Genomic DNA, 26,364 nt, shown 5'->3' on the forward strand with positions numbered 1-26,364 from the left:
TTAAGAAGATTATTTACAGTTAAATAATTATGTTTAGAATTTGTTGTAACTCTAAACTTTTTACTTAATTTACTTCTTAAACCAAGCTCTTGCATATATTTAGCAACTGTTTTAACTGATATTCTGTAACCTAAAGCATTTAATTCTGAATGAATTCGAGGACTTCCATATCTCTGCTTGAATTTAAAATATAGATACTTTATTTTATCTAGCATCAAATTTTTTCTCAAAAGTCGATTGGAGCAACCTTTATTTTTCCATTTATAATAGCTGCTGGAGTGGATTTTTAAGATAATACACATTTTCTCAATCGGAAATTGGCACTCGTGATTCTTTATAAATCTATATTTCATCGACCGTTCTTGGAGAAAATGCTGATTGCTTTTTTTAAGATATCACGTTCTAATTCTGCATCTTTAAGCTTTCTTTCTAATTCAACTATTCGCTCCTGTTCTGGCGTTAGTTTTAAATTACCTTTTCCTGGAAAACTATTGGATCCGTATTCTTGATAATCTTTGCGCCATTTGTATAATAAGGAGGCTTTTATTCCAAGTTCCCTTGCTAATTCCGATATATTACTTCTTTCATAACTCAATTCTACCGCTCGTAATTTAAATGAAGCATCGTAATGATTTTTTATTCCTTTCATAATTGTAAGATAAGTATTATATACCTTTTCTTACTCTGGAACTTTCGTTAGGATATCCAATTTAGGATTAAGATCAATTGGTGTATAACTATAACAGGATTTATTTAAAAACATGTATAGTTATTTTAGGACGGGTCATTAGGACGGGACAGTAGCAGGATACTCCCAACATCAAGGCAAGATGAAGGCAACATAGTGGCAGTAGAATGTATGTAAAAGGTTTTTGTAACTCAGGTGTTGTGACGATTGCCTAGTTGCTTTGTAAAAAAGATAAACGTATTAAGTTGTAATAATTGTATTAAATAAAAAAGGAGCTATTAATTAGCTCCTTTTTTATTTTGATGTTTTTTGGCGTGCAATTCCTTCAATGTTGCTTTTTGTTCTGGCGTAAAAACAGCATTGATTTCATTAAACTCCTTTTGACGAACTTCTTTCATTTTCTTTTTCAATTCAATTTTTTCGTCTTTGTAGCTGTCCTCAATTTGTTTGATTTTGATGACTTGCGCATCTGTCAAGTTCAAATCTTTTTTTAATTGTTGTAATTTCTGCTCTCTCGATCCTTCATTTCTGTCTTGCGCTGAAGCAGTTGTTAAAGTGAAAGCAATTAATCCTAATCCTACATATTTATAAAATGCTGTTCTCATAATTATCAACTTTTTTTGTTTATTTATTCTTAAGACTTCAAAAAATTAAAAAGGTTTAAAACAATAAATGTTAAAATTTTTCGGTTATGATGAAATCTTTTAAAAGATGTAACATTTGAGATGAATAATCGACCAATATTTTTTTAAATTATTTTTGAAATCGATTAAACCTTTTTCAAAAAGGATTGTCAAACAAGTTGTAAAATTATAAAACTACAAAACGAAAAATTAAACAAATGAGGTTAAGAAGTTTATTTGCTTTGATTTTTATTTGTGTTTGTGCAGGATTGAATGCGCAAGAGCTTTTAAAAATTAAAGGGAAAGTCTTATCAAGTGAAAACAAACCTGTAGAATACACTACAATATCGCTTGAAAGCTCGGAAGATGGAGTTGTGGCAGAAGCGGCAACGGATGCAAAAGGAGAATTTACAGTAGAAGCAAAGGCTGGGCAATATGTTCTTGTGATTGAGCCATTGGGATACGATGTAATAGAAAAACAGATTAATTTAGAATCTGCATTAGATTTAGGAACTTTTACTGTAAAAACGACGCAAACAGTTTCGTTAGGAGCAGCGGTTGTAACAGCGGAAAAACCAATTTATAAGGTAGAATTGGACAAAAAAGTGTATGATATGGCGAATGATCCAATGTCGCAAGGTCAAACATTGTCTGATGCTTTAGCAAATGTACCATCGGTTTCTGTTGATGCAGAAGGAAATGTTTCGTTGAGAGGAAATGATAATGTAAAATTCTTGATTGATGGAAAACCTTCGGGAATGTTAGGTGTTTCGGATGTAGCGGAAGCTTTAAAAAATATTCCAGCCGAAAATGTAGAACGTATTGAATTGGTAACAAACCCTTCTGCTCGTTACGAAGCTTCAGGTTCTGCGGGGATCATCAATATTGTATTGAAAAAAGGTTCTAATACAGGTTTTAATGGTTCTGTAACCTTGAATGGAGGAATTCCTAAAATGGTTGGAGGAAATGTAAACTTGAATTATAAAACAAAAAAATATAACATTTTTACAACTTTAGGTTCTCGTTATATGGATAGAGAAGGTGAAGGTTCTGCTTTTATGACAAGTTATAATGAAGGAACAGATGTTGTAAAACAATATAGATCTACAAACCGAGATAATAATAGAATTCGTAGAAATTACAACATTCGTTTGGGTGGAGAATATTATTTAGATGATAAAAATACAATAGGTTTATCTGCAGGTTATCGTTACAATAATGGAAATAACAATGCTTTAGTTGATTATAATTATTTTGATAATGCAATGACTTTCTTGAAGAATGAATATAATCTTCAGAATGAGAAAGAAATTGAAAATAACTTTGATTTAGATTTTAATTATAAACACGAGTTTGATAAAAAAGGTCATGAATTTGTTTTTACAGGTCGTTTTTCATCTCAAAAAGAAGACGAAGATGGTCTTGTTGATGGATTGACAAAAGAACTTGATAAAACAACTGGAATTTATAAAGATAAAATTACAAATCGTATTACTGATAATTTAGAAGATCAGAAAAATATTGTTTTAACGGCAGATTACGTTCGTCCAATTGGAGAAAAAGGAAAATTTGAATTGGGTGCTCGTGCAGATTTTAGTGATACGAAAACTAATAACAAAACATTCTTTTTAACTGACGCTGGAGATTATGAAGAAGATAGTAGATTCTTTGCAAATGTAGATAATCAACAAAATGTATTTGCGGCTTATGCACAATATGGAAATGCGATTGGAGAAAAATTTCAATACTTCGCAGGTTTACGTTTAGAGAGTTCTGATATGAAAATCAAAAACTACACAAGCGGAGAAAATATTTCAAAAAAATATACAGATTTATTCCCAACATTAACGTTGAATTATAAGTTTACTGAGAAAAACGAATTACAATTAAGTTATTCTCGTCGTGTTCGTCGTCCAATGGGATTCATGTTAATGCCTTTCTTTTCTGCAACAGATGATAGAAATGTAAGAAATGGTAATCCAGATCTTAATCCTACTTATACAAATTCATACGAGTTAGCTTATATCACAACTGTAGGAAAGTTGATGGTAACGCCAAGTTTATTTTACCAAAGAACAACTGATATGATTAATCAGTTTCAACGTAAAAATTATAACGATAACGGAGATGAAGTATTTATTACAAAACCAATCAACATTGGTGATGAAGATCGTTATGGTTTAGATTTAACAGCGACTTACAAACCAGCTAAATGGTGGAGTTTGATGTTCAATGTAAATTTATTTGGATACAATAGAACAGGTTTCTACGAAGAAACAAACGTTGTAAAAGATCCTGTAACAGGAGTAGAAAGTACAAAAGTAGATACGCAAGATTTCTCTGGAGACGGATTTAGTTCTCGTGGACGTTTGTCTTCTAACTTTATATTACCTGCAGATTTCAAAATTCAGGTTGCTGGAAATTACATGGGAAGCATGAAAACGGCTCAACAAAAAATTGAAGATAATTTGTCAATGGATTTTTCTTTATCAAAAGATTTATTCAACAAACAAGCTACATTATCTTTAAATATTCGTGACGTGTTCAACTCAAGAAAAAGAGAATCTACTACTTATGGAGCAGATTACACTAATTACGAAAGTATGCGTTGGATGAAACGTTCAATTAACTTATCGTTTACATATCGTTTTAAGAAAACAAACGAAAGAGAAAAGAATAAACAACAACGCCCAGATGGAGAAGAAATGGGAGGTGGAGAAGAAATGCAAATGCAAGCAGCTTCTTAAGAGTTTGAAAATAATCGATAAAAAAATGGATCGCAATTGCGATCCATTTTTTTATCATTTTGAATGAAAACGAATTATTTGTTTTTTAACAAATCACGAATTTCAGCCAATAATTCTTCTTGTGTTGGTCCTGCAGGAGCTGGTTCTTCAGCAGGGGCTTCTTTTTTCAATTTGTTAATTCCTTTAATCATTACGAATAAAGCAAATGCAACAACTATAAAAGAAATAGCAGCAGCTAAAAAGCTACCATATTTAATTGCAGTCCCTGGTATTACTAATGCAGCTAAATTTTCAGCGTCAATAGCTTTCAAGGCTGGATTTAAAATGGCTGGCGTAATGATATCTTCAACTAAAGAAGTAACAATTTTACCAAAGGCACCACCGATAACTACACCGACAGCTAAATCTACTACGTTACCTTTTACTGCAAACTCTTTAAATTCTTTAAAAAATCCCATAAGTCTATAATTTATTTCTAAGTTTATAATAATTCTAAGGTTGATTGATATCTAATCTATTTTTAGAAGAGATAAATAAGTATAAACCGATTAACATAAAAGGAATACTTAAGATTTGACCATTGTTTAATCCTATATTCAACATTTGAGCAACTGCTTCTTCTCCTTGATTTTCTTTATAGAACTCAACAACAAATCGTATTAAAAATAATAAAAATAAGAATATGCCTAACAAAGCTCCCAAATATTTTGTCTTATCTGTTTTGTTGTACATATAAAGCATAATAATTCCTAAGATAACATATCCAATCGCTTCATAAATTTGAGCTGGATGACGAGGAATTACTTCTCCATATCCCAAACTTTGTTGATGAAATTTTACTGCCCAAGGTAATTCTGATGCTTTTCCTACAATTTCTGAGTTGTAAAAATTTCCAATTCGAACCGCAGCTCCACCAAAAGGAACAACAACAGCAATACGGTCTAACAACCACAATACATTACGATGCAAATATTTTCTACTAAATAAATAGGAAGTTAAAATTACACCTAATGCAGCTCCGTGACTTGCAAGTCCACTAAATCCTACAAATTCGTAATCTTGTAATAATCCAAAGAAAGCACTTTGTCCTGGTGAGTGTTGTACAGGTAAGAAAACTTCGATTGGTCGTTCAATAAACGCAGCAGGATCATAAAAAATATATTCTCCGAGTCTTGCACCTACAATTGCTCCAATAAATGTGTAAAGGAATAAAGGGTCAAGTAATTCTTTTTTCTGATTTTCTTTCTTGAAAATATTTGACATCAAATACCAGCCTACGACAAAGGCAACTATCCAACATAAACTGTAAATATGTACTTTGAATCCTGCTATTTCAAATAAATAAGGTTTTGGATTCCAATCGATAAACGAAATTAAGTTAATCATTAATTTTTCTTTTTAGGTACAGGGTCGTATCCATGTCCTCCCCAAGGATGACAGCGACTAATTCTTTTTGTTCCGAGCCACAAACCTTTCAGCAAACCATGTTCTTTTAGCGCCTCTATCATATAAGAAGAGCAAGTTGGTTGATATCTACAATTGCTTCCCATCCAAGGAGAAATTGCTAATTGATAAAATCTTACCAACAGAATAAATGGTGTAACCAAAATTTTGTTCATCTCGCAAAGTTAATCAATAACCGAAATAAAAAAGAATCAATCTAAAAAGTTTATGCTTTTGCAGATTGATTCTCTATACGATACGTGCTTAACGCATATTATTTTTTAGTATAACTCGCTGGATCTAATGCTTTGTAAGACCAGTTTTGTAAAAACTCTAACACAACTTTCGGATCATGTCCTTTCACTTCTTTGCTTTCAAGATAAGCTGAGTTTTGTGTGTGAATTAAATTTCCTTTCTCATCTAAAATTACAAAAACAGGAAATCCAAAACGCTCTGGGTGTTTCAATGCAGCTAACGTTTCTTCGTTTTTATTTTTTGGAGAATAATTTACATGAACCACTTCATAATTATTCGCAATATAATCTTTTACTTCTTGATTTTCTTTTGTCAATTTATCAAACATCACACACCAAGCGCACCAATTACCACCAATTTGCAATAAAACGTGTTTCTTTTCAGCAGAAGCTTTTTGTACCGCATTCGCGATATCTACTTTCGGATTTGCTTCTTCACTATAAATTTTTGGTTTTTCAGTTTGTTGACCAAATGCAAAACTTAACGATAAAATCATTAAGCTAAAAAACATAGTTAATTTTTTCATTTCAAATTCTAAATATTAAGTCGAATTTACAATAAAAAATTATGCCGAAAACGTTTTTCTACGAATTAATAATCGTGTAATATAAATTTAGTTTTTCTTGAACCGAATTTATTTCATTATTTTTTTCGTTTTGATTAAATTGATTAATCATATTGATAGAGAATTTTGATTCAAATTCTAAACGATCCAATTCAATTTCATAAAAATTAATTTGATGATGAATTTGCGTGAAATAATAATTTACCAATTCAACATACATCAATCTAAGTTCTTGATTAACTCTGATAAATTCGACAAATTCTTGCAATTCGACCAAAAACTCAATCATTTGTTTATTGATTTCTGATTGTTTATCTTTTAGTTCAATCTTTTTCAAATAATCAGTTGATAAAGCAATTTTATCACCCAAAAGTTGGTGCTTTCTTGTTAAAATTAAAGCACATTCTAACGCTTTCTTCATCATTTTAATTTTTATTCTAACACAAAGAAAATAAATCTAAATGCCAAAACATGTCGTCTAAAAAATCATTCATTTTGACAAAACATTCCCTAACTTTGAAATCTAAACAAGATTTTATGAATGCTCCTTTAGCTGAAAGAATGCGTCCAAAAACGCTTGAAGAATACATTAATCAAAAGCATTTGGTGGGCGAAAACGGACCAATAAAAATGATGTTGCAACATGATATGATTGCTTCGATGATTTTTTGGGGACCGCCAGGAACAGGAAAAACGACACTTGCACAATTGATTTCCGAATTAACTGATCGACCTTTTTATACGTTGAGCGCCATAAATTCTGGTGTGAAAGAAGTACGTGAAGTAATTGAAAAAGCAAAGAATCAAAATTTGTTTTCAGGAACAAAAAATCCTATTTTATTTATAGATGAAATTCATCGTTTCAATAAATCACAACAAGATAGTTTGTTGGGAGCGGTAGAAACTGGTTTGGTGACGTTGATTGGAGCAACAACCGAAAATCCAAGTTTCGAAGTTGTACCAGCTTTGCTTTCGCGTGCGCAAGTTTATGTATTGAAACATCTCGAAAAAGAAGATTTAGTTGATTTAATCGAACGAGCTATAAAAAAAGATACGGTTTTATCTAAATTAAATATTGAATTAGTTGAAACAAATGCATTATTAAGATATTCGGGTGGTGATGCAAGAAAACTGTTGAACGGTTTGGAGTTGGTGATTAATAGTTTTTCTCCAACAGATAAAATCATCATCAATGATGAAATTGTGCATGAACGTATTCAGCAAAATTTAGCACGTTACGATAAAACGGGAGAACAGCATTACGATATTATTTCGGCTTTTATCAAATCGATTCGTGGTTCAGATCCAAATGGAGCGGTTTATTGGTTAGCTCGAATGATTGAAGGTGGTGAAGATTTGAAATTTATTGCGAGAAGAATGTTGATTTCAGCTTCCGAAGATGTGGGAAATGCAAATCCAACTGCAATGATTTTGGCGAATAATACATTTCAGGCTGTTTCGGTGATTGGTTATCCAGAATCTCGTATTTTATTGAGTCAATGTGCGGTTTATTTAGCGAATTCTCCAAAAAGTAATGCAACCTATTTAGCGATTGGTAAAGCGCAACAAGTTGTGAAGCAAACGGGTGATTTGCCTGTTCCGTTGCATTTACGAAATGCACCAACTAAGTTAATGAAAGATTTGGATTATGGAAAAGAATATAAATATTCGCACGATTTTCCAGGAAATTTTGCTGAGCAAGAATTTTTACCTGATGAAATTTCTGGAATTACATTTTATGAACCAGGAAATAATAAACGTGAGCAAGTAGATAAACAATCACTTAATCAAAAGTGGAAAGGAAAGTATGGGTACTAAAATTAAAAATCTCAGTTAATCTTGATTAACTGAGATTTTAAGGTTTGGTTGATTTTTTTGGTTTAGATTGGTTTATATGATAATAGGTTGGTAATTGTATATACACAAGGTTTATGCCAAAACTTAATAAAAAGTAAAAAATTGATTAAAAAAAAGAAAAAATTAAACTTTTTCGATCTAAAAAAGAGATTTATATTTATAAAATAAAGAAAATGAAACAAATACAAATTATAAACGGACCTAATTTAAATTTACTTGGCGTTCGCGAACCAGAGATTTATGGAACACAAACTTTCGAAGATTTTTTTGAACACGAATTGAGAAAGCAATTTCCAGAAGTTTCGTTGCATTATTTTCAATCAAATCACGAAGGAGATATTATTGATAAATTGCACGAAATTGGTTTTAAATATGACGGAATTATCTTGAATGCTGGAGCGTATACGCATTATTCGTATGCGATTGCAGATGCGATAAAAGCGATTACGACTAAAGTGATAGAAGTTCATATTTCGGATATTTATGCGCGCGAAGATTTCAGAAAAAATAGTGTAACAGGTGAAAGTTGTCTAAAAATTATTTCAGGAAAAGGTTTACCAGGTTATGTTGAAGCTGTGAATAATTTTGTGAAATAATTAATAATCATTATCTTAACAAGATTAAAATCTATTACCTATGGATAAAATTATTTTAGGATTAATCTTTGGATTAACCATTATTAGCTGTAAATCGAAAGCTGATAAAAACAATACAGAGCAAAAAGCTCAGGCAATGACGGCTTGTGAACAAGCGGCAATAACACCAGGGATATCTGCGGCTAAAAAAGAGCTGATTACAAAATATTGTGACTGTTCGACAGATAAAATGATGGATGAATTTACATATACAGAAATGATGCAAATGAATAATCCAACACCTGAATTACAAGAACGATTAATGAAATTAATAGAACCTTGTATCAATGATTTGAAAACAAAATCTGCTGAATTAGGAGAGTAATAAACAAAAAAGTCGGAACTATGTTCCGACTTTTTTAATATTCTTTTTTGTATTGTTCTTTCTTAAACTCGTCTACAAGATGTTCGTTCAAACTATCAATGTAGCCTAAGATTTCTAATTTACCAATTTTACTCGAAGCCGAACTTGTAAATATTTTTGGTAATTCTTCCCAAGTTTTTAATAACTCGTTTTTGTAGTGATTCAAGTTTTTTTGCATTTGTGTACTCGTTAGTTTGTCTAATTTTGTAAACACAATCGCAAACGGAATTTGTTTGTTTCCTAACCATTCCATAAACTGTAAATCTATTTTTTGAGGCGTGTGTCGAGAATCAATCAATAAAAAAACATTGACCAAGTTTTTACGAAACTCAATGTAATCATAAATCATTTTATTGAAACCACCACGAACACCTTTTGGTGCTTTAGCAAAACCATAACCTGGTAAATCGGCTAAATACCAAGTATCGTCCATTTCGAATGTATTAATCAATTGAGTTTTACCTGGAGTTGCAGAAGTTTTAGCTAATGCTTTTTTATCTGCTAACATATTGATTAATGACGATTTTCCAACATTAGAACGCCCAATAAATGCGTATTCTGGTTTGAAAGGATCTGGACAATCTGTATATTTTTGCGAACTTTTTACGAATTCAGCTTTTTTAATCATAATTATGCTTTAGTGGCTGGATCTAATTGTTTTTCGATTAGCCATTTGTATAAAATTTCGTTGAATAATTCAGGGTGTTCCATCATTGGAGCGTGCCCACATTTATCAATCCAAAATAAAGAAGCGTCTGGTAATTCTTCTTCAAATTCTATTGCAACTTCTGGTGGAGTTACATTATCTTGTTTTCCCCAAATCAAACAAACAGGCATTTTGATGTCTTTTAAATCATCTTTCATGTTAGATTTGATCGCGTCTCTTGCGATATATAAAGTTTTGATAGCTTTATTTCTGTCATTTACAGTGTCAAAAACATCATCTACAATTTCTTTTGTAGCGATAGCAGGATCGTAAAAAACTTCGCGCGTTTTACGTTCTACATATTCGTAATTACCACGTTTTGGATAAGTTTCTCCAAAAGATTTTTCGTACAAACCAGAACTTCCTGTTAAACAAAGTGCTTTTACATATTCTGGATGTCTGTGACAAACCATCAAACCAATATGTCCTCCTAAAGAATTTCCAACTAAAATAGCTGGTTCTTTAACGACTTCTTCAATAAAATTTGCAACATGTTTTGCAATATTTTTGATATTAGTATTGATGACAGATAAAGAATATAATGGCAATTCTGGTGCGAAAACCTTATATCCTCTTTGTGCATAATAATTTGTAAGTGAGCTGAAATTGCTAAGTTCACCCATTAATCCATGAAGCAAAACAATTGGTTGTCCTTCTCCTTCTTCTATGTAAGAGAACTTATCTTTTTTCTTTAAGCTAAAAAACATTTACTCGATATTAAGTCGACAAATTTAATTAATTATATTTTTTATTTCGTGGTTTATATGAAAAACTTTAACAATCCATATTAATCACTTATCAAAACAAGGTCTATATAAACATTATTTCTCATTTTATACATGGGGTTAGCGTTAGAAAAAACATAACTATCTGATACTAAATTTTAAATTGTTGATAACTATTTCAATAAAAGTGGTAAAAAATGGTAATTTGTGGTAATATTTTATTTATTTTTGGAAAAATTCTATCATGAATTCATTAATTGGAACATATGAGTGTAAGGTAGATACAAAGGGTAGGCTCCCAATACCAGCGGGTTTGAAGAAACAACTTGCTGAATGTTTGGAAGATGGCTTTGTGTTGAAAAGATCTGTGTTTCAAAATTGTTTAGAACTGCACCCTATGAAAGAATGGGAAAAAGTGATGAATGATTTGAATAAATTGAATCGATTTGTGAAGAAAAACAATGATTTTATTAGAATTTTTACGGCTGGATTAAAAATTGTCGAAGTTGATGCAAATGGAAGGCTACAGATTTCAAAAGATTTAGTGAAATTTGCAGAAATTAATAAAGAAGTTGTTCTGAATTCTTCTGTAAACATGATCGAGATTTGGGATAAAGACAAATATGAAGAGTCGATTAATGTAGATGATTTAGATTTTGCTTCTTTGGCAGAAGATGTAATGGGAAATTTAGGAGAAGATGAGTGAATATCATAATCCAGTATTATTAAAAGATAGTGTTGATGCGTTAATTATTAACGAATCAGGTATATATGTAGATTGTACGTTCGGGGGTGGAGGTCACTCACGTGAAATATTAAGTCGTTTGGATCAAAATGGAAAATTATTTTCATTTGATCAAGATGTGGATGCGGTTCGCAATAAAATTGATGATAATCGATTTGAGTTAGTTGAGCAAAATTTTAGATTCTTGAAAAATAATTTAAGATTTCGTGGAATAAAACAAGTGGATGGTGTTTTGGGTGATTTGGGAGTTTCTTCTCATCAGTTTGATACGCCAGAACGTGGTTTTTCAACTCGCTTTGATGGAGAATTGGATATGCGAATGAATCAGAATGCAAAACTTTCTGCCAAAACAATTATTAATGAATACGAAGAAGAAGATCTTGCTCGTGTTTTTTATGATTTTGGAGAATTGCAAGGTTCGTATCGTTTGGCGAGAGAAGTTGTGAAAGCAAGAGCAGATAAACAAATTAATACAATTGATGAGTTGAAGCAAATTTTTTCATTCATTCCAAAAATGAAAGAAAATAAATTTTTCGCTCAAATGTTTCAGGCATTACGAATCGAAGCAAATGATGAAATGGCTGCATTGAAAGAGATGTTAACGCAATGTGGAGAAGTGATAAAACCAGGTGGTCGTTTGGTGATTATTTCGTATCATTCGTTAGAAGATCGTTTAACAAAACGCTACATGAAAAACGGAATGTTTGAAGGTGAACCTGAACGTGATGTTTTTGGAAATTGGTCGGCACCTTTCAAACCTTTACAATCAAAGGTGATTGTGCCAACGCAAGAAGAAATTAATGAAAATCCAAGAGCGCGTAGTGCGAAAATGCGTATTGCGGTTCGTAATGAGGATTAAGAAATAGGAATGGCAAAAAAGAAAAAAATATTACCAGAGAAAAAAACTTTTACAGGTTTGTTGAGAGGTGAGTTTTTAATCAAAACTGGCTCAGAACAAAACTGGAAGTTCATGTTGTATCTGGTAGGTTTGGCTTTTTTGAGTATTTCGAGTTCGCATTTAGTTGATCGTAAAGTGGTTCGAATCGCTGAATTACAAGATAAAGTAGAAGATTTAAAATCTCAATATACAGATAAGCATCGCGATTTGATGCGTATGCAATTAGAAACGGAAATTTTGGAGCGTACAGCAGTGTATGGTTTGAAAATTCCAGATAAACAACCTTATTATATAGTAGACAAAGTTTATGACGAAGTCAGCGAAAAATAAAAACAATATTGTCATCAAAGGATGGGTATTTGCCGGCGCGCTAGCGATTTGGGCCATCTTTATTATTGTTTTTATGTTTCGAATTAATATTGTAGAAGGGGTTGAATTAGAGCGTTTTGCTGAAAAGAATAATTTTAGATTAGATACCGTTACGGCGGAGCGTGGTAATTTATATGCTTCTAATGGTGCATTAATGGCTACAACTGTTACAAAACACAACGTTTATGTGGATTTGACGGTGATCAAAGATGAATTATTTAAAACAGAAATGCACAATCTTGCCGATTCTTTAGGTAAGATGTTTACAAAATCTCCCTCTTATTTTTACGACAAATTTTCTACAGAACGTAAAAAGAAAAATCGTTACATGATGTTGGTGAAAGATTTGGATTATGAGCAATATCAACGCATCAAAAAATTTCCAATCTTCAACAAAGGTCAAAACAAAGGTGGATTTATTCATGAAACTGAATCAAAACGAGAATTAATCGTTCAAGATATTGGTATTCGTACAATTGGTTACGATGATCAACGCGGAAAAGTTGGATTAGAAGGAGCTTATTCTGACTTATTAAGCGGTATTGAAGGTCGTCGTTGGGAGCAATTTATGGGACGTGGAAAATGGAAACCAATGAAAAGTTGGGAACAAGAGCCTCAAGCCGGATCATCTGTTTACACAACAATAGATGCCGATTTGCAAATGGTTGCTTATGATGCTTTGTACAAACAACTTTCTGAATTTGAAGCGCAACACGGAAGTGTGGTTGTGATGGAAGTTCAGACAGGGAAAGTTCGTGCAATTGTGAATTTATCTCGTAAAAAAGATGGAACATATATAGACGATTATAATTATGCGGTTGGTGAAGCTGCAGAACCAGGATCTACTTTCAAAACAGTTTCGTTGCTTGCAGCAATGGATGATGGTTTTATTAATAAAAACTCGACAGTAGAAACGGGAGGTGGAAGTTATAAATTCTATGGTCGTACGATTACAGATACACACGGATACGGAACATTGACTGTAGATGGCGTGATGAAAAAATCGTCTAACATTGGTACAGCTAAAATTATAAATAAATATTACGGAGAAAATCCAAAAGCTTTCTTCAAAAAAATGGATAAATGGCATATGACTTCGCCTCTTGGAGTTGATATTCTTGGAGAAGGAAGTCCAATTATGCACCGTCCAGATAGTAAATCTTGGAGTAATATTACGTTACCTGTAATGGGTTATGGATATGGTTTACAGTTAACTCCAATTCAAATTGTGACTTTCTACAACGCAGTGGCAAATAATGGTAAAATGTTGAAACCATTATTTATGGATAAAATCACACGTAAAGGTGAACCTGATAAAATTTTCGAACCAGTTGTTTTGGTTGATCAATTAACTTCTTTGGAAAATGTAAAACAAATGCAAGAAATGCTTCGAGGAGCAGTAGAACAAGGAACGGGACGTATTATTAGTAATAGTAATTACGATATTGCTGGTAAAACAGGTACTGCTCGTGTTGATTATTGGAAGCGAGACGGTAAAGGAATGCAATATCGTGCATCATTCGCAGGATATTTTCCAGCAGAAAAACCAAAGTATTCTTGTATTGTTGTTGTGCACAAGCCAAATACAGCCAAAGGGTTTTATGGAGGTAGTGTAACTGCTCCGGTTTTTAAGAAAATTGCCGATTGGGTATATTCAAAAACTCCCATACCTTTGCCACGCGATTTAGTAAAAAAGAACGCGGTGAAAGAGTTTAAAAAAGGAGATGATATTAATGTTAGTAATTCTAAAAATATAGTGCCAAATGTGACTGGTCATACAGGATCTAAAGCAATTCCGGTATTAGAAAATTTAGGGTTAGATGTACAATATTCAGGGTTTGGAAAAGTAACAAATCAATCCATTCCTGCGGGAACAAGATTTAAGAAGGGTGAGACAATTTATTTAATGTTGGAAGGATGAGAAATTTAGTTGATGTATTATATAAAGTTTCCATCTCAGAAACGATTGGTTCAACAAAAGTTGAAGTCAATAATATTCAATTTGATTCAAGAAAAGTATCAAACGATGATGTTTTTGTTGCTGTAAATGGAGTTACAGTTGACGGTCATCAGTATATAGAAAAAGCGATTGGTTTAGGTGCTAAAGCAATTGTTTGCGAAGTTTTGCCAGAAAATTTAGTTGATGGAATAACGTATGTGAAAGTTGAAAATTCAACGATTGCATTAGGAATTTTAGCTTCTAACTTTTATGGAAATCCAACAAAAGATTTAAAACTTGTTGGAGTTACAGGTACGAATGGAAAAACAACAACGACAACTTTGTTGTACGAATTGTTTACAAAATTAGGTTATGCTTGTGCATTAATTTCGACGATTAAAATTGTGATTGATGGTGAAGTGATTCCGTCTACCCATACAACGCCAGATATTTTGACATTGAACAAAATGTTTCGCGAAGCGGTAGATAGAGGATGCGAATTTGCTTTTATGGAAGTTTCTTCGCACGGAATTCATCAAAATAGAATTGCTGGTTTGCATTTTGAAGTGGCTGGATTTACGAATATCACACACGATCATTTAGATTATCACAAAACGTTTGCAAATTATCTTGCAGCAAAAAAGAAATTCTTCGACGATTTGCCAAAAACGTCTACGGCAATTTCGAATGCAGATGATAAAAACGGAAAAGTAATGCTTCAGAATACAGTTGCTACGAAAAAATTGTATGCGCTAAAAACTGATGCAGATTTTAAAGGAAAAATTATTGAACACCAATTTGATGGAATGCAATTAGAATTCAATGGAAAAGAATTCTGGACATCATTAATTGGTCAATTCAATGCATATAATTTATTATTAGTTTTTGGTGTAGCGTCAATTTTAGGACAAGATGAATTAGAAGTTCTAAAAGCGTTGAGCACACTTGGAAATGTTGATGGTCGTTTTCAAACATTCAAAACAGAATCAGGAATTATCGTAATCGTAGATTATGCACATACGCCTGATGCATTAGAAAATGTTTTGGATACAATAGAAGGAATTCGTACCAAAAATGAAAAACTAATAACAGTTGTAGGTTGTGGTGGAGATCGTGATAAAACAAAACGTCCAGAAATGGCGGATATAGCGAGCGAAAAATCTAATCTTGCTATTTTTACATCAGATAATCCGAGAACTGAAGATGCAGAAGAAATTCTTCGTGAGATGGAAGTTGGTGTAAAAGCGCAATTTTATAATCGCACCTTGAAGATTACAGATCGAAAAGAAGCTATAAAAACAGCACTTAAAATGTCCGAACCAAAAGATATTATTTTGATTGCGGGAAAAGGTCACGAGACGTATCAAGAAATTAACGGAGTAAGAACACATTTTTCTGATGTAGAAGTTGCATCAGAATTGAGTAAAATATTGAACAAATAAAGAATGTTATACTATTTATTTGATTATTTAGAAGGTATCCATTTTCCAGGAGCGCGTATGTTTCAATACACGTCTTTCCGCGCGGGAATGGCAATTTTATTGGCAATGTTCATCAGTTTGTTTTACGGAAAACGAATCATCAGTTATTTACGTAAAGAACAAATGGGCGAAATTGTTCGTGATTTAGGTTTAAAAGGGCAAGTCGAAAAAGCTGGGACGCCAACAATGGGAGGTTTAATCATCATTTTGGCAACATTAATTCCTACTTTACTTTTTGCGAGATTAGATAATATATATATTATCATTTTATTGGTTTCAACAATTTGGTTAGGTGTAATTGGATTTTTAGATGATTACATCAAGGTTTTCAAGAAAAATAAAGATGGTTTAAAAGGAAAATTCAAAGTTTTAGGACAAGTTGGTCTTGGAGTTGTAGTTGGATTAATGCTTTATTTCAGTCCAACAGTTACTGTAAAACATCAAGAAAATAGAGTAAAAACAGTTGTAGGAACAGAACAAACAGAATACAGCCGACAAATAAAATTTGGTTCAGAAGAAAAAACATTAGAAACGACAATGCCTTTTGTAAAAGGAAATGAATTCAACTATTCTGATATTTTGTTTTGGATGGATGCGCAAGATCGACCTACATGGGCGGTTGCAGCGATTTTTATTTTTGCGGTAATTTTTATCATTACAGCAGTTTCGAATGGAGCAAATTTAACAGATGGAATCGACGGTTTAGCAGCAGGTAGTTCGGCTGTGATTATGGCAGCCATCTCGATGTTTGTTTTCGTTTCTGGAAATTTAATGTTCGCTGACTATTTAAACATTATGTTTATTCCGCGTTCGGAAGAAGTCTTGATTTTTTGTGGAGCTTTTCTTGGAGGTTTGATTGGATTTATTTGGTACAATACCTATCCAGCTCAAGTATTCATGGGAGATACTGGAAGTTTAACAATCGGAGGAATTATTGCTGTTTTAGCAATTATCGTTCGTAAAGAATTATTACTACCAATTTTGTGCGGAATATTTTTCGCAGAAAGTTTGTCAGTAATGTTACAAGTGTCTTATTTCAAGTACACGAAAAAGAAATTTGGTGAAGGTCGCAGAATCTTTTTGATGTCTCCTCTACATCATCATTTTCAGAAGCTAGGTTATCACGAAAGTAAAATAGTGGTACGTGCAATTATCATCGGAATCATTTTAGCGGTAATTAGTATTATTACCTTAAAGATTAGATAAAAATGAAAAGATTAGTCGTTTTAGGAGGAGGAGAAAGTGGTGTAGGAACAGCTATTCTTGCGAAGAAAGAAAACTTTGATGTTTTTCTTTCGGACATGGGACAAATAAAAGACAAGTATAAACAACTTTTGGAGGAGCACGGAATTGCTTATGAAGAAGGTCAGCACACAGAAGAATTAATTCTGAATGCCGATGAAGTAATGAAAAGTCCAGGTATTCCAAAAAAATCAGCGCTAATTCAGAAATTAGAAGCGAAAGGAATTTCAATTATTTCTGAAATTGAATTTGCGTCTCGTTATACAGATGCAAAAATTATTGCGATTACAGGATCTAATGGAAAAACAACAACAACAAGTTTGATGTTCCATATCCTAAAGCAAGCTGGATTAAATGTAGGATTAGGTGGCAACATCGGAAAAAGTTTTGCAAAATCTGTAGCTGAAGATAACTTCGATTATTATGTACTAGAAGTAAGTAGTTTTCAGTTAGATGATATCAAAATAGATTTCAAACCGTATGTTGCAATTTTACTGAACATTACACCAGATCATTTAGACCAATACAATTATCAGTTTGATTTGTATGCAAAGGCTAAATTCAGAATTACTGAAAACCAAGATGAAAACGATTATTTTATCTACAATTTGGATGATCCAAAAACAATGGAGATGATTGATAAGATTGATATTCGAGCTCATCGCAAACCGTTCACAATGATGGATGCAACAAATGAAGCATACGCAAACAATGAATTGTTCCGTGTGAACGATTCGAATGGTGATTTTACAATGTTAGTGAATGATTTAGGATTAATTGGTAAACACAATGTTTCTAATTCATTGGCTGCGGCTGTAGCTGCAAAAATTATTGATATCAATAATGAGGATTTAAAAAAGAGTTTATCAGATTTCAAATCTGTTGAACATCGTTTAGAGCCTGTTTTGACAATTGGAGGAATTGATTTTATCAACGATTCTAAAGCAACAAATGTGAATGCAACATATTTTGCTTTGGAAAGTATGACAAAGCCAGTTGTTTGGATTGTTGGAGGAACTGATAAAGGAAACGATTACAACGAAGTTTTACCTTTCGTGAAAAAGAAAGTGAAAGCAATTGTTTGTTTGGGTGTTGATAACGCAAAAATTGTTGATTTTTTCAGTCCATATATCGATACAATTGTTGAGACAAATACAATGAAAGATTGTGTAGAGCAATCATATAAATTAGCAACAAAAGGAGAAACGGTTCTTCTGTCACCAGCTTGTGCAAGTTTCGATTTGTTCAATGGTTATGAAGATCGTGGAGATCAATTTAAAGAAAACGTACGCAAATTATAATAACACAACCAACCAATGTCTAACATCGTACAAAAATATTTTAAAGGCGATAAACCGCTTTGGGCTTTCATTTTATTGTTAGCACTATTTTCGTTTTTACCTGTTTATTCAGCAAGTTCTAACTTGGTGTATACGGTAGGATCGGGAACTATTTTTGGGCATTTAGGTAAACACGCAGTGATTTTATTAATTGGTTTATTTATCATTTATGGATTACAACGTATTGATTATCGTTGGTTTGGTTTGTTTGCTTTAACAGCTGTTGTTATACTTTCTGGAGTTTTGGCAATAACACTCGTACAAGGACTAACCATTGGAGGTGCAAATGCTGCACGTTGGTTAACGATTCCGGGAACTGGAATTGGTATTCAACCCTCGATGATTGCTTCGCAAGCGTTGTTGATTTATATAGCTCGTTATTTGACAAAAAATAGAGACAAAGAATATACGTGGAAAAACACAGCAGTTCCATTATTCTTACCAATTATTGTAATTGTAGGATTAATCTTTCCTTCTAATGGTTCAACAGCGTTGATGTTAGCTGGAATGTGTGGAATATTGTTGATTATTGGTGGATTTCCATTCAAATATTTATTTACAATTGCTGCGGTAGGTTTTATTCTTGGTGGCGGATTTGTGTGGATGGCTTTATCTCGACCAGATTTAGTAACAAATTCTCGTGTGCACACATGGATGTCACGTATCGAGAAATTTAATGATGATTCTGGATTAGAAAGTTATCAAGTTTTACACGCAAAAGCTGCAATTGCAAGAGGATTGAATGAAATGGCTGGACCAGGAAAAAGTGTTTTCAAACAAACTTTACCTCAGTCATCATCCGATTTTATCTTCGCGATTATTGTAGAAGAATATGGTGCAATTGGTGCAATTCTATTAATTGGAATTTTCCTTCTGATTTTAATACGGATTTGTATCATCGCATCAAAGATTCATACCGTTTTTGGTACGCTACTTGTGTTTGCAGTGGGCTTACCAATTATTATACAAGCAATGGTAAACATGGCGGTAGCGGTTAATTTAATTCCAGTAACGGGGCAACCATTACCAATGATTAGTTACGGAGGAACATCCATTTGGATGACATGTATTTCGTTCGGAATAATTTTGAGTGTAAGTACTCAGATTAAATCGCAAGAAGAATTAGAACAAGATAGAAAAGTATTAAGTGAAGAATACATCGAAGACATCGCCTAAAGTTTTAATAAGCGGCGGAGGAACAGGTGGACATATTTATCCAGCCATTGCAATTGCAGACGAAATTAAAAGACGTTTGCCAGATGCACAAATTTTGTTCGTTGGAGCAGAAGGAAGAATGGAAATGGAAAAAGTGCCAAAAGTTGGATATGACATAAAAGGTTTGCCAATTTCTGGATTTGATAGAAGTAACATGAAAGCGAATTTAAAGTTCCCTTTTAAATTGATAAAAAGCTTAAGTCTTGCAAAAAAAATCTACAAAGATTTTCAGCCAGATTTAGCTGTTGGTACAGGAGGTTATGCAAGTGGACCAATGTTGTGGGTAGCAGGAAGCAAAAATGTTCCGATTTTATTACAAGAACAAAATTCGTTTCCGGGAGTTACCAACAAAATTTTGAAAAATAAAGCGAGTGCAATTTGTACAGCTTACGAAGGAATTTCACAGTTTCCACAAGAAAAAGTGCATTATACAGGAAATCCTATTCGTGCCGAAATTTTTCAAAATTTACCTTCAAAAGCAGAAGCAATTTCAGCTTTTGGATTAGATCCAGAAAAACCAACTATTTTATCAGTTGGTGGTTCACAAGGATCAAGAGCAATGAACAATGCTTGGTTAGAAAACCTTGACGAATTTGTTGCAAGTGGTGTTCAGTTGATTTGGCAAACAGGAAAGTTAGATTATCAAAAAATCAAAAATTTGGTTGGCGATAAATATCCAACGATTCATGTAACCGAATTTATTTACAACATGAAAGATGCGTATGCAGCTTCGGATATGATTGTTTCTCGCGCAGGAGCAATGGCGATTTCTGAATTGTGTATTGTTGGTAAAGCAACTATTTTGCTTCCATTGCCAACAGCGGCAGAAGATCATCAAACCAAAAATGCACAAGCATTGGTTGAGAAAGATGCAGCGATTATGGTAAAAGATGTAGATGCAAAACAAATTTTAGTCAAAGAAGTAATTGCTTTGGCGAACAATGAAGAATTAAAAAATAAATTATCTCAAAACATTAAGCAATTAGGGAAACCGAATGCGACAAAAGAGATTGTAGATATATTATTGAATTTATTATAATGAATATTTTAGATAAAACATATTATTATTTCATCGGTGCAGGAGGAATCGGAATGAGTGCTTTGGAACGTTTCTTCAAGTCAATCGGAAAAGAAGTTGTAGGTTATGACAAAACACAAACCGAGTTAACAACTGAATTGATTGCTGAAGGAATTGATATTCATTTTGAAGATAACATCGAGTTAATTCCAGCAGGAATTAATCCAAAAAATACGTTGGTAATTTATACGCCAGCAGTACCAAAAGATCATTCAGAACTAAATTATTTTTTAGTGAATGATTTTAAAGTCATGAAGCGTTCAGAAGTGTTAGGTGAAATTACCAAACATACATACAATATTGGTGTTGCGGGAACACATGGAAAAACAACGACTTCATCTATTTTAGGACATATCCTAAAAGTTGCGAATGTAGAATGTACAGCTTTTTTAGGTGGTATTGCAGAAAATTACGATTCGAATATCATCTTAAATGGATCTAAATATACAGTTGCAGAAGCCGATGAGTTTGACCGTTCTTTCTTACGTCTTTCTCCAAAATTAGCGATTATCACAAGTGATGATGCAGATCATTTGGATATTTATGGTGAGCGTGATGAAGTGAAAAAATCGTTTCAAGAATTTGCGGCAATTGTGGAAGAAAAATTATTTGTTCACAAAGGTTTGCCTTTCGACGGAGCTTTTACGTATGGAGTAGATTTGGACGCAGATTATGATGGGCACAATGTAAGAATTATTGATGGACATTATGTATTTGATGTAAAAACACCAAACGGTTCATTGACAGATGTTGGAATTTTATTACCAGGACATCACAATATGGAAAATGCGGTTGCGGCTTTAGCTGTTGCAGATTACATGGGTGTTCCACATGATAAAATTAAAGAAGCTTTATCAACTTTTGTTGGAGTTAAAAGACGTTTTAATCGTTTCGAAGCAAATGGAAAAATTTACATCGACGATTATGCACATCATCCAACAGAATTGAATGCAGCAATTCGTTCAGTTCGTGAACTTTATCCGGGTAAAAAAGTGTTGGGAGTATTTCAGCCTCACTTATTTACACGTACAAGAGATTTCGCAGAAGAGTTTGGACAAAGTTTATCGCAGTTAGATAGTTTGATTTTATTAGACATTTATCCTGCCAGAGAGTTACCAATCGAAGGAATTACTTCAAATTGGTTGCTAGAAAAGGTGAATTTAAATGAAAAAATAGTATCTTCATTAGAAGATAGTTTAGCAAACATCAAAAAACAAGATTTTGATGTATTATTGACTGTTGGAGCAGGAAATATTGATACAATTGTTAAACCAATAAAAGAGTGGTTAAGTGAAGCGTAAATTGAAAATCATAAAAGTGATTTTTGGAGTTGCCTTGCTAATCGGTTTGATTAGTTTTACGGTAATTAAGAATGCTTCGCGTACTGTGAAAAAAATTGACGTGGCGTTTGTTCAGCCAGTTGATAATTATTTTATTAATGATGAATCGATAAGAGAAATTATCAACAAAGATGGAAAAGACATTCTGAAACAATCTCTACGAGAGGTGAATGTAAAAGAAATCGAACAAAAAGTAAGTGAGAGTCCTTTTGTGGATTCTGTACAAGTCAGTAAAGATATCAACGGACATTTACGACTTGACATAAAAGCAAACTCAGCAGTAGCAAGAATAAAGACGCTGAAAAATGAATTTTATTTGACAACAAAAGGCGGAAAAATGCCTTTATCTAAATTAAATTCAGCGGATGTAATTTTAGTTTCTGGTGATGTAAAACCGAATGAATATGAAGATTTGAGTAAATTTGTTCAAGCTTTGAAAGCTGACGATTTATTAAAAAATCACATCATAGCCATTCAAAAAGTGGGACAACGTTCTTTTAATTTAATTGTAAACACAGGAAACTATTATATAGAATTAGGAACTTTAAACAACTTTGAACAGAAGTTACATAATCTAAAATTATTCTATAATCAATACATTGATTTTATAGGAACTGAAGATTATGAAAAATTGAGCTTGAAATTTGTAAACCAAGTTGTAGCAACCAAACGAATAAAAAATGGAGAACAATAGTAAGATTGCAGTTGGCTTAGACATAGGGACTACAAAGATTGTAGCGCTTGTCGGACGAAAAAATGAGAACGGAAAAATCGAAATTCTTGGACACGGACAAGCAAAAAGCTTAGGTGTACACAGAGGTGTTGTAAATAATATTACACAAACCATTAACTCGATAAAAGAGGCAATTGATAAGGCTGAAAGATCATCTGGTGTCAAAATTACTGATGTTACTGTTGGTATTGCCGGACAACATATTCGTAGTTTACAACATAGCGATTACATTACTCGTACCAATTCAGAAGACGTGATTGATGATAATGATTTAAAGTTATTAACAAATCAAGTTTACAAATTGGTCATGTTACCTGGAGAAGAAATTATCCATGTTCTTCCTCAAGAATTTAAGGTTGATAACGAAGGTGAAATCCGCGAACCAATCGGTATGTACGGAAGCCGTTTAGAGGCTAATTTCCATGTGGTTGTAGGACAAGTTTCATCCATCCGAAATATTGCACGTTGTGTAAAAGCTGCTGGTTTACGTTTGGCAAGTATTACTTTAGAACCAATTGCATCATCTAGTGCTGCGCTTAGCGAAGAAGAGAAAGAAGCTGGTGTTGCATTGATTGATATAGGTGGTGGAACAACGGATATTGCAATTTTTAAGGATAATATTATTCGTCACACATCTGTTATTCCGTTTGGAGGAAATGTGATTACAGAAGACATTAAAGTTGGATGTTCTATTATTGGAAAGCAAGCCGAAGCTTTAAAAGAAAAATTTGGTTCTGCTTGGCCAGGAGAAAATAAAGAAACTGAAATTGTATCGATTCCTGGTTTAAAAGGACGCGAAGCAAAAGAAATATCATTAAAAAGATTGTCACAAATTATTCATGCACGTGTGCAGGAAATTTTGGAACAAGTATATTTGGAATTGAAAAACTACGGTTGCGAAGATCAAAACAAAAAATTGATTGCAGGAATCGTTTTAACAGGTGGTGGATCTAAATTGAAACACATTCGTCAACTTACAGAATATGTAACAGGAATGGATGTAAGAATTGGATACTCTAACGAACATATTGTTGGTGCAAAAGCTGAGGAAATTAGCGGACCAGAATATGCAACATCTGTAGGTTTATTGATGAAAGGTTTAGAAGAATTAGCGGCGAATTATCAGCACGAAATTTATGAAAAACCAGTAATTAATAACTTAAATAACCAAGAAGAATTAGAAATTGGAATTCAACCAACTCAGCACAAAAAAACTGCAAAAGCAGAAGTTATAGTAGAGGAGGAATCGGTAATCCAAAAACCAAAAAGAGAAGAAATAGTTGACGAATTTTTGGATCAAGAAATTGGTGAAAAGAAAGAAGCTAAATCTAAACCAGAAAAGAAAAATTTCTTTTCGAAATGGACGGATAAATTTATCCAAATGATCAACGAAACTGAATAATAAGAATAAACTAGAATAAATTACGAACCAATTTAATAAGAAGAATATGAGTGATATGTTAACAGGAGATATTGTGTTCAACTTACCAAAGAGCAGATCTCAAGCTATCAAAGTAATCGGAGTAGGTGGTGGAGGTAGTAATGCCGTAAACTACATGTTTGAACAAGGAATTGCAGGTGTAGAATTTGTAATTTGTAATACGGACTCTCAAGCATTAGCAAATAGTCCAGTACCAACAAGAATTCAATTAGGACAAGCAATAACAGAAGGTTTAGGAGCTGGAGCAAATCCTGAGGTAGGAGAGCAATCTGCTATCGAAAGTATGGATGATGTAAAAGCTGTTTTAGACGAGGGTACTAAAATGGTATTTATTACTGCCGGAATGGGTGGTGGTACAGGAACCGGAGCAGCACCAGTAATTGCTGGTATTGCAAAAGAAATGGATATCTTAACAGTTGGGATTGTTACAGCGCCATTCTTTTTCGAAGGAAGAATGAGGTTGGAACAAGCCGAAAAAGGTATCGAAAAATTAAGACAAAACGTCGATTCATTAATTGTTATCAACAATGATAAATTACGTGAATTATACGGAAACTTAGGTTTCAAAAATGGTTTCTCGAAAGCTGATGAGGTTTTAACAACAGCAGCTAAAGGAATTGCAGAAGTTATTACTCAACACTATGCAATGAACATCGATTTACGTGATGCGCGTACAGTACTTAAAAATTCTGGTACAGCAATCATGGGATCTGCGCAAGGTTCTGGTGAAAACAAAGCGAAAGACGCAATTTCTTCTGCTTTAGATTCTCCATTGTTAAACAACAACAAAATTACAGGTGCACGTAACGTATTGTTATTGATTTTATCTGGTAATAACGAAATTACAATGGATGAAATCGGTATCATCAATGATTACATTCAACAAGAAGCTGGTAATAGTGCAAATATTATCATGGGTATTGGTGAAGACTTAGATTTAGGAGATTCTATCTCTGTAACTGTTGTAGCAACTGGTTTTCCTACAGAAGATCAGGCGTATACAGGAAAAGAGGAACAAAAAATTGTACATACATTAGAGGAAGAACAACCAATTAATAAAACGTTATCAGTTGAGCAACCTTTTGTGAATCGTGTAAAACCAATGACGTTAGATTTTGGTCGTTCTAATGCTTCTCAGCAAGCACCACAAACGCCTCAACAAAATCAAACGCCAGAGGCTCCTCAAAATAATTATCGTCAAGCAGATATTAACCAAAGTTTTCAACAACAAACTTATCACAATACGCCAGAAGAATCTTTCGAAGAAAATAATTCTCCAAAGCGTTATGTTTTAGATGATATTGATGATGAGCCAGTGCAAGAGAGACGTTCTTATGATGATTTCGAACCACGTTTGAAATCAGATTTTAATCGTCCGCAAGAACCAACGAATAATGTAAATAATAATCAAACATATAATTCATATTCTAATCCTGTAGCTTCAGAGCAGTCAAACTATCCTCAAAATAATTATGCTGGATATCAAGCTCCAAAGAACGAAGGATATGGAAATGTAGAGCCAGTTCAATCTAATGTAGCTCATTCTGTTGCTCCACAAGCTGAAGAATTACAAGTTGCTATAGATCCATTTAGTCAACCAATTGAGCAATCAAATGATCCTGAATTGAATAGTATGATTGAAGAAAGAAGAAATCGTTTGAAACAATTTAATTTTAAATTCAACAACACGATGACAAATTCTCAAGTAGACGAATACGAAGCAATTCCTGCTTACAAACGTCAAGGATTGAATTTGTCTGATCGTAATGATAATCAATCTTCTGATTTTTCTGTAGGAACTAATCGTAACAACGAAACGCAAATTCGTCCAAACAATTTTCTACACGATAACGTAGATTAATAAACGATCACTCGTAAAAAATATTCTTATTATAGAAAAGGTTCATTGCTTTTGCGATGAGCCTTTTTTTGTCT

The 26,364-nt window shown here is 33.0% G+C and carries 27 protein-coding genes; 17 read left to right on the forward strand and 10 right to left on the reverse strand.

All coding sequences use genetic code 11. The features are described 5' to 3' along the window. The 3 genes from G0Q09_RS06745 to G0Q09_RS06755 form a co-directional block, all read right to left on the reverse strand. A partial coding sequence (locus tag G0Q09_RS06745) for an IS3 family transposase (RefSeq protein WP_219034369.1) occupies positions 1 to 215 on the reverse strand: 215 nt, incomplete at its 3' end. 134 nt (positions 216 to 349) lie between these two features. Next, positions 350 to 649, reverse strand: a complete 300-nt coding sequence (locus G0Q09_RS06750) for a transposase (RefSeq protein WP_125388334.1) — start codon at positions 647 to 649, stop codon at positions 350 to 352. Between the two features lie 317 nt (positions 650 to 966). Then, the gene (locus tag G0Q09_RS06755) at positions 967 to 1,293 is read right to left on the reverse strand and encodes a Spy/CpxP family protein refolding chaperone (RefSeq protein ID WP_038332782.1); all 327 of its coding nucleotides are present in this window, start codon (positions 1,291 to 1,293) and stop codon (positions 967 to 969) included. A gap of 236 nt (positions 1,294 to 1,529) precedes the next feature. On the opposite strand from G0Q09_RS06755, the gene G0Q09_RS06760 reads away from it, so the two are divergent. Continuing rightward, the gene (locus G0Q09_RS06760; RefSeq protein ID WP_219034370.1) at positions 1,530 to 4,058 is read left to right on the forward strand and encodes a TonB-dependent receptor; all 2,529 of its coding nucleotides are present in this window, start codon (positions 1,530 to 1,532) and stop codon (positions 4,056 to 4,058) included. A 74-nt stretch (positions 4,059 to 4,132) separates the two neighbouring features. Here the strand turns inward: G0Q09_RS06760 and mscL are convergent, their stop codons facing one another. The 5 genes from mscL to G0Q09_RS06785 all read right to left on the reverse strand — a co-directional run bounded on the left by mscL (position 4,133) and on the right by G0Q09_RS06785 (position 6,745). Beyond that, positions 4,133 to 4,516 carry a large conductance mechanosensitive channel protein MscL gene (gene mscL, locus G0Q09_RS06765; protein ID WP_125349655.1) on the reverse strand — a complete coding sequence of 128 codons (384 nt, stop codon included), beginning with the start codon at positions 4,514 to 4,516 and terminating at the stop codon, positions 4,133 to 4,135. A gap of 34 nt (positions 4,517 to 4,550) precedes the next feature. Further along, positions 4,551 to 5,444 (reverse strand): prolipoprotein diacylglyceryl transferase, encoded by an 894-nt coding sequence (lgt, locus tag G0Q09_RS06770; RefSeq protein WP_219034371.1) that lies wholly within the window; start codon positions 5,442 to 5,444, stop codon positions 4,551 to 4,553. Continuing rightward, positions 5,444 to 5,677 carry a membrane protein insertion efficiency factor YidD gene (gene yidD / locus G0Q09_RS06775; RefSeq protein ID WP_219034372.1) on the reverse strand — a complete coding sequence of 78 codons (234 nt, stop codon included), beginning with the start codon at positions 5,675 to 5,677 and terminating at the stop codon, positions 5,444 to 5,446. The genes lgt and yidD overlap by 1 nt, the downstream gene beginning before the upstream one ends. Positions 5,678 to 5,775: 98 nt before the next feature. After that, positions 5,776 to 6,282: a thioredoxin family protein gene (locus G0Q09_RS06780; RefSeq protein ID WP_125349652.1), complete on the reverse strand. Its 507-nt coding sequence runs from the start codon at positions 6,280 to 6,282 to the stop codon at positions 5,776 to 5,778. A 58-nt stretch (positions 6,283 to 6,340) separates the two neighbouring features. Continuing rightward, positions 6,341 to 6,745, reverse strand: a complete 405-nt coding sequence (locus tag G0Q09_RS06785) for a hypothetical protein (protein ID WP_115001760.1) — start codon at positions 6,743 to 6,745, stop codon at positions 6,341 to 6,343. A 113-nt stretch (positions 6,746 to 6,858) separates the two neighbouring features. Between G0Q09_RS06785 and G0Q09_RS06790 the strand changes: the two genes are divergently transcribed. The 3 genes from G0Q09_RS06790 (at position 6,859) to G0Q09_RS06800 (ending at position 9,138) form a co-directional block, all read left to right on the forward strand. After that, positions 6,859 to 8,139 (forward strand): replication-associated recombination protein A, encoded by a 1,281-nt coding sequence (locus G0Q09_RS06790; protein ID WP_219034387.1) that lies wholly within the window; start codon positions 6,859 to 6,861, stop codon positions 8,137 to 8,139. Positions 8,140 to 8,351: 212 nt separating this feature from the next. Next, positions 8,352 to 8,774: a type II 3-dehydroquinate dehydratase gene (locus tag G0Q09_RS06795; RefSeq protein ID WP_115001756.1), complete on the forward strand. Its 423-nt coding sequence runs from the start codon at positions 8,352 to 8,354 to the stop codon at positions 8,772 to 8,774. Positions 8,775 to 8,814: 40 nt separating this feature from the next. Next, complete coding sequence (locus tag G0Q09_RS06800; protein WP_219034373.1) at positions 8,815 to 9,138, forward strand: hypothetical protein; 324 nt, start codon at positions 8,815 to 8,817, stop codon at positions 9,136 to 9,138. 34 nt (positions 9,139 to 9,172) lie between these two features. Here the strand turns inward: G0Q09_RS06800 and yihA are convergent, their stop codons facing one another. Continuing rightward, entirely contained in the window at positions 9,173 to 9,805 is a 633-nt protein-coding gene (yihA, locus tag G0Q09_RS06805; protein WP_084106860.1) for a ribosome biogenesis GTP-binding protein YihA/YsxC, read from the reverse strand. Between the two features lie 2 nt (positions 9,806 to 9,807). After that, entirely contained in the window at positions 9,808 to 10,590 is a 783-nt protein-coding gene (locus G0Q09_RS06810) for an alpha/beta fold hydrolase (protein WP_038332809.1), read from the reverse strand. Positions 10,591 to 10,852: 262 nt separating this feature from the next. Here G0Q09_RS06810 and mraZ point away from each other — a divergent pair, with 262 nt between their 5' ends. Genes mraZ through ftsZ form a run of 13 tightly spaced genes read left to right on the forward strand, consistent with a single transcriptional unit; the run spans position 10,853 to position 26,290 of the window. Then, complete coding sequence (gene mraZ, locus G0Q09_RS06815; protein WP_038332815.1) at positions 10,853 to 11,314, forward strand: division/cell wall cluster transcriptional repressor MraZ; 462 nt, start codon at positions 10,853 to 10,855, stop codon at positions 11,312 to 11,314. Beyond that, positions 11,307 to 12,212: a 16S rRNA (cytosine(1402)-N(4))-methyltransferase RsmH gene (gene rsmH / locus G0Q09_RS06820; protein WP_125349647.1), complete on the forward strand. Its 906-nt coding sequence runs from the start codon at positions 11,307 to 11,309 to the stop codon at positions 12,210 to 12,212. Before mraZ ends, rsmH begins: the two co-directional genes overlap by 8 nt. A gap of 9 nt (positions 12,213 to 12,221) precedes the next feature. Next, the gene (locus tag G0Q09_RS06825) at positions 12,222 to 12,581 is read left to right on the forward strand and encodes an FtsL-like putative cell division protein (protein WP_052217625.1); all 360 of its coding nucleotides are present in this window, start codon (positions 12,222 to 12,224) and stop codon (positions 12,579 to 12,581) included. Then, positions 12,559 to 14,541, forward strand: a complete 1,983-nt coding sequence (locus tag G0Q09_RS06830) for a PASTA domain-containing penicillin-binding protein (RefSeq protein ID WP_219034374.1) — start codon at positions 12,559 to 12,561, stop codon at positions 14,539 to 14,541. Before G0Q09_RS06825 ends, G0Q09_RS06830 begins: the two co-directional genes overlap by 23 nt. Further along, positions 14,538 to 16,001 carry a UDP-N-acetylmuramoyl-L-alanyl-D-glutamate--2,6-diaminopimelate ligase gene (locus G0Q09_RS06835; RefSeq protein WP_038332824.1) on the forward strand — a complete coding sequence of 488 codons (1,464 nt, stop codon included), beginning with the start codon at positions 14,538 to 14,540 and terminating at the stop codon, positions 15,999 to 16,001. Before G0Q09_RS06830 ends, G0Q09_RS06835 begins: the two co-directional genes overlap by 4 nt. Positions 16,002 to 16,004: 3 nt before the next feature. Further along, positions 16,005 to 17,246: a phospho-N-acetylmuramoyl-pentapeptide-transferase gene (mraY, locus tag G0Q09_RS06840; protein ID WP_115001744.1), complete on the forward strand. Its 1,242-nt coding sequence runs from the start codon at positions 16,005 to 16,007 to the stop codon at positions 17,244 to 17,246. A gap of 2 nt (positions 17,247 to 17,248) precedes the next feature. Continuing rightward, positions 17,249 to 18,583, forward strand: coding sequence for a UDP-N-acetylmuramoyl-L-alanine--D-glutamate ligase (murD, locus tag G0Q09_RS06845; protein ID WP_219034375.1), 1,335 nt, complete (start codon positions 17,249 to 17,251; stop codon positions 18,581 to 18,583). Between the two features lie 15 nt (positions 18,584 to 18,598). Next, positions 18,599 to 19,798 carry an FtsW/RodA/SpoVE family cell cycle protein gene (locus tag G0Q09_RS06850; protein WP_219034376.1) on the forward strand — a complete coding sequence of 400 codons (1,200 nt, stop codon included), beginning with the start codon at positions 18,599 to 18,601 and terminating at the stop codon, positions 19,796 to 19,798. Next, positions 19,770 to 20,876: an undecaprenyldiphospho-muramoylpentapeptide beta-N-acetylglucosaminyltransferase gene (gene murG, locus G0Q09_RS06855; protein ID WP_219034377.1), complete on the forward strand. Its 1,107-nt coding sequence runs from the start codon at positions 19,770 to 19,772 to the stop codon at positions 20,874 to 20,876. Before G0Q09_RS06850 ends, murG begins: the two co-directional genes overlap by 29 nt. Then, a complete protein-coding gene (gene murC / locus G0Q09_RS06860; protein WP_125349641.1) occupies positions 20,876 to 22,216 on the forward strand; it encodes a UDP-N-acetylmuramate--L-alanine ligase in 1,341 nt (446 codons plus the stop codon). The genes murG and murC overlap by 1 nt, the downstream gene beginning before the upstream one ends. 1 nt (position 22,217) lies before the next feature. Then, entirely contained in the window at positions 22,218 to 22,949 is a 732-nt protein-coding gene (locus tag G0Q09_RS06865; RefSeq protein WP_236688178.1) for a cell division protein FtsQ/DivIB, read from the forward strand. Next, a complete protein-coding gene (ftsA, locus tag G0Q09_RS06870; protein WP_219034378.1) occupies positions 22,936 to 24,390 on the forward strand; it encodes a cell division protein FtsA in 1,455 nt (484 codons plus the stop codon). Before G0Q09_RS06865 ends, ftsA begins: the two co-directional genes overlap by 14 nt. Positions 24,391 to 24,445: 55 nt before the next feature. Next, positions 24,446 to 26,290 carry a cell division protein FtsZ gene (ftsZ, locus tag G0Q09_RS06875; protein WP_125349666.1) on the forward strand — a complete coding sequence of 615 codons (1,845 nt, stop codon included), beginning with the start codon at positions 24,446 to 24,448 and terminating at the stop codon, positions 26,288 to 26,290. Positions 26,291 to 26,364 lie beyond the last annotated feature (74 nt).

Origin of the sequence: Empedobacter falsenii (assembly GCF_019308355.1) — a bacterium.
Classification (GTDB): domain Bacteria; phylum Bacteroidota; class Bacteroidia; order Flavobacteriales; family Weeksellaceae; genus Empedobacter; species Empedobacter falsenii_B.

Bases quoted from the DNA above. Each gene is read 5' to 3' on its own strand.
- G0Q09_RS06755 (WP_038332782.1), bottom strand. From the start codon at position 1,293: ATGAGAACAGCATTTTATAAATATGTAGGATTAGGATTAATTGCTTTC.
- G0Q09_RS06810 (WP_038332809.1), bottom strand. From the start codon at position 10,590: ATGTTTTTTAGCTTAAAGAAAAAAGATAAGTTCTCTTACATAGAAGAA.
- lgt (WP_219034371.1), bottom strand. From the start codon at position 5,444: ATGATTAACTTAATTTCGTTTATCGATTGGAATCCAAAACCTTATTTA.
- yihA (WP_084106860.1), bottom strand. From the start codon at position 9,805: ATGATTAAAAAAGCTGAATTCGTAAAAAGTTCGCAAAAATATACAGAT.
- ftsZ (WP_125349666.1), top strand. From the start codon at position 24,446: ATGTTAACAGGAGATATTGTGTTCAACTTACCAAAGAGCAGATCTCAA.
- yidD (WP_219034372.1), bottom strand. From the start codon at position 5,677: ATGAACAAAATTTTGGTTACACCATTTATTCTGTTGGTAAGATTTTAT.
- G0Q09_RS06795 (WP_115001756.1), top strand. From the start codon at position 8,352: ATGAAACAAATACAAATTATAAACGGACCTAATTTAAATTTACTTGGC.
- mraZ (WP_038332815.1), top strand. From the start codon at position 10,853: ATGAATTCATTAATTGGAACATATGAGTGTAAGGTAGATACAAAGGGT.
- G0Q09_RS06750 (WP_125388334.1), bottom strand. From the start codon at position 649: ATGAAAGGAATAAAAAATCATTACGATGCTTCATTTAAATTACGAGCG.
- G0Q09_RS06760 (WP_219034370.1), top strand. From the start codon at position 1,530: ATGAGGTTAAGAAGTTTATTTGCTTTGATTTTTATTTGTGTTTGTGCA.
- G0Q09_RS06790 (WP_219034387.1), top strand. From the start codon at position 6,859: ATGAATGCTCCTTTAGCTGAAAGAATGCGTCCAAAAACGCTTGAAGAA.
- G0Q09_RS06800 (WP_219034373.1), top strand. From the start codon at position 8,815: ATGGATAAAATTATTTTAGGATTAATCTTTGGATTAACCATTATTAGC.
- G0Q09_RS06830 (WP_219034374.1), top strand. From the start codon at position 12,559: ATGACGAAGTCAGCGAAAAATAAAAACAATATTGTCATCAAAGGATGG.
- rsmH (WP_125349647.1), top strand. From the start codon at position 11,307: ATGAGTGAATATCATAATCCAGTATTATTAAAAGATAGTGTTGATGCG.
- G0Q09_RS06835 (WP_038332824.1), top strand. From the start codon at position 14,538: ATGAGAAATTTAGTTGATGTATTATATAAAGTTTCCATCTCAGAAACG.
- mscL (WP_125349655.1), bottom strand. From the start codon at position 4,516: ATGGGATTTTTTAAAGAATTTAAAGAGTTTGCAGTAAAAGGTAACGTA.
- G0Q09_RS06850 (WP_219034376.1), top strand. From the start codon at position 18,599: ATGTCTAACATCGTACAAAAATATTTTAAAGGCGATAAACCGCTTTGG.
- ftsA (WP_219034378.1), top strand. From the start codon at position 22,936: ATGGAGAACAATAGTAAGATTGCAGTTGGCTTAGACATAGGGACTACA.
- murC (WP_125349641.1), top strand. From the start codon at position 20,876: ATGAATATTTTAGATAAAACATATTATTATTTCATCGGTGCAGGAGGA.
- G0Q09_RS06785 (WP_115001760.1), bottom strand. From the start codon at position 6,745: ATGATGAAGAAAGCGTTAGAATGTGCTTTAATTTTAACAAGAAAGCAC.
- G0Q09_RS06780 (WP_125349652.1), bottom strand. From the start codon at position 6,282: ATGAAAAAATTAACTATGTTTTTTAGCTTAATGATTTTATCGTTAAGT.
- G0Q09_RS06825 (WP_052217625.1), top strand. From the start codon at position 12,222: ATGGCAAAAAAGAAAAAAATATTACCAGAGAAAAAAACTTTTACAGGT.
- mraY (WP_115001744.1), top strand. From the start codon at position 16,005: ATGTTATACTATTTATTTGATTATTTAGAAGGTATCCATTTTCCAGGA.
- murD (WP_219034375.1), top strand. From the start codon at position 17,249: ATGAAAAGATTAGTCGTTTTAGGAGGAGGAGAAAGTGGTGTAGGAACA.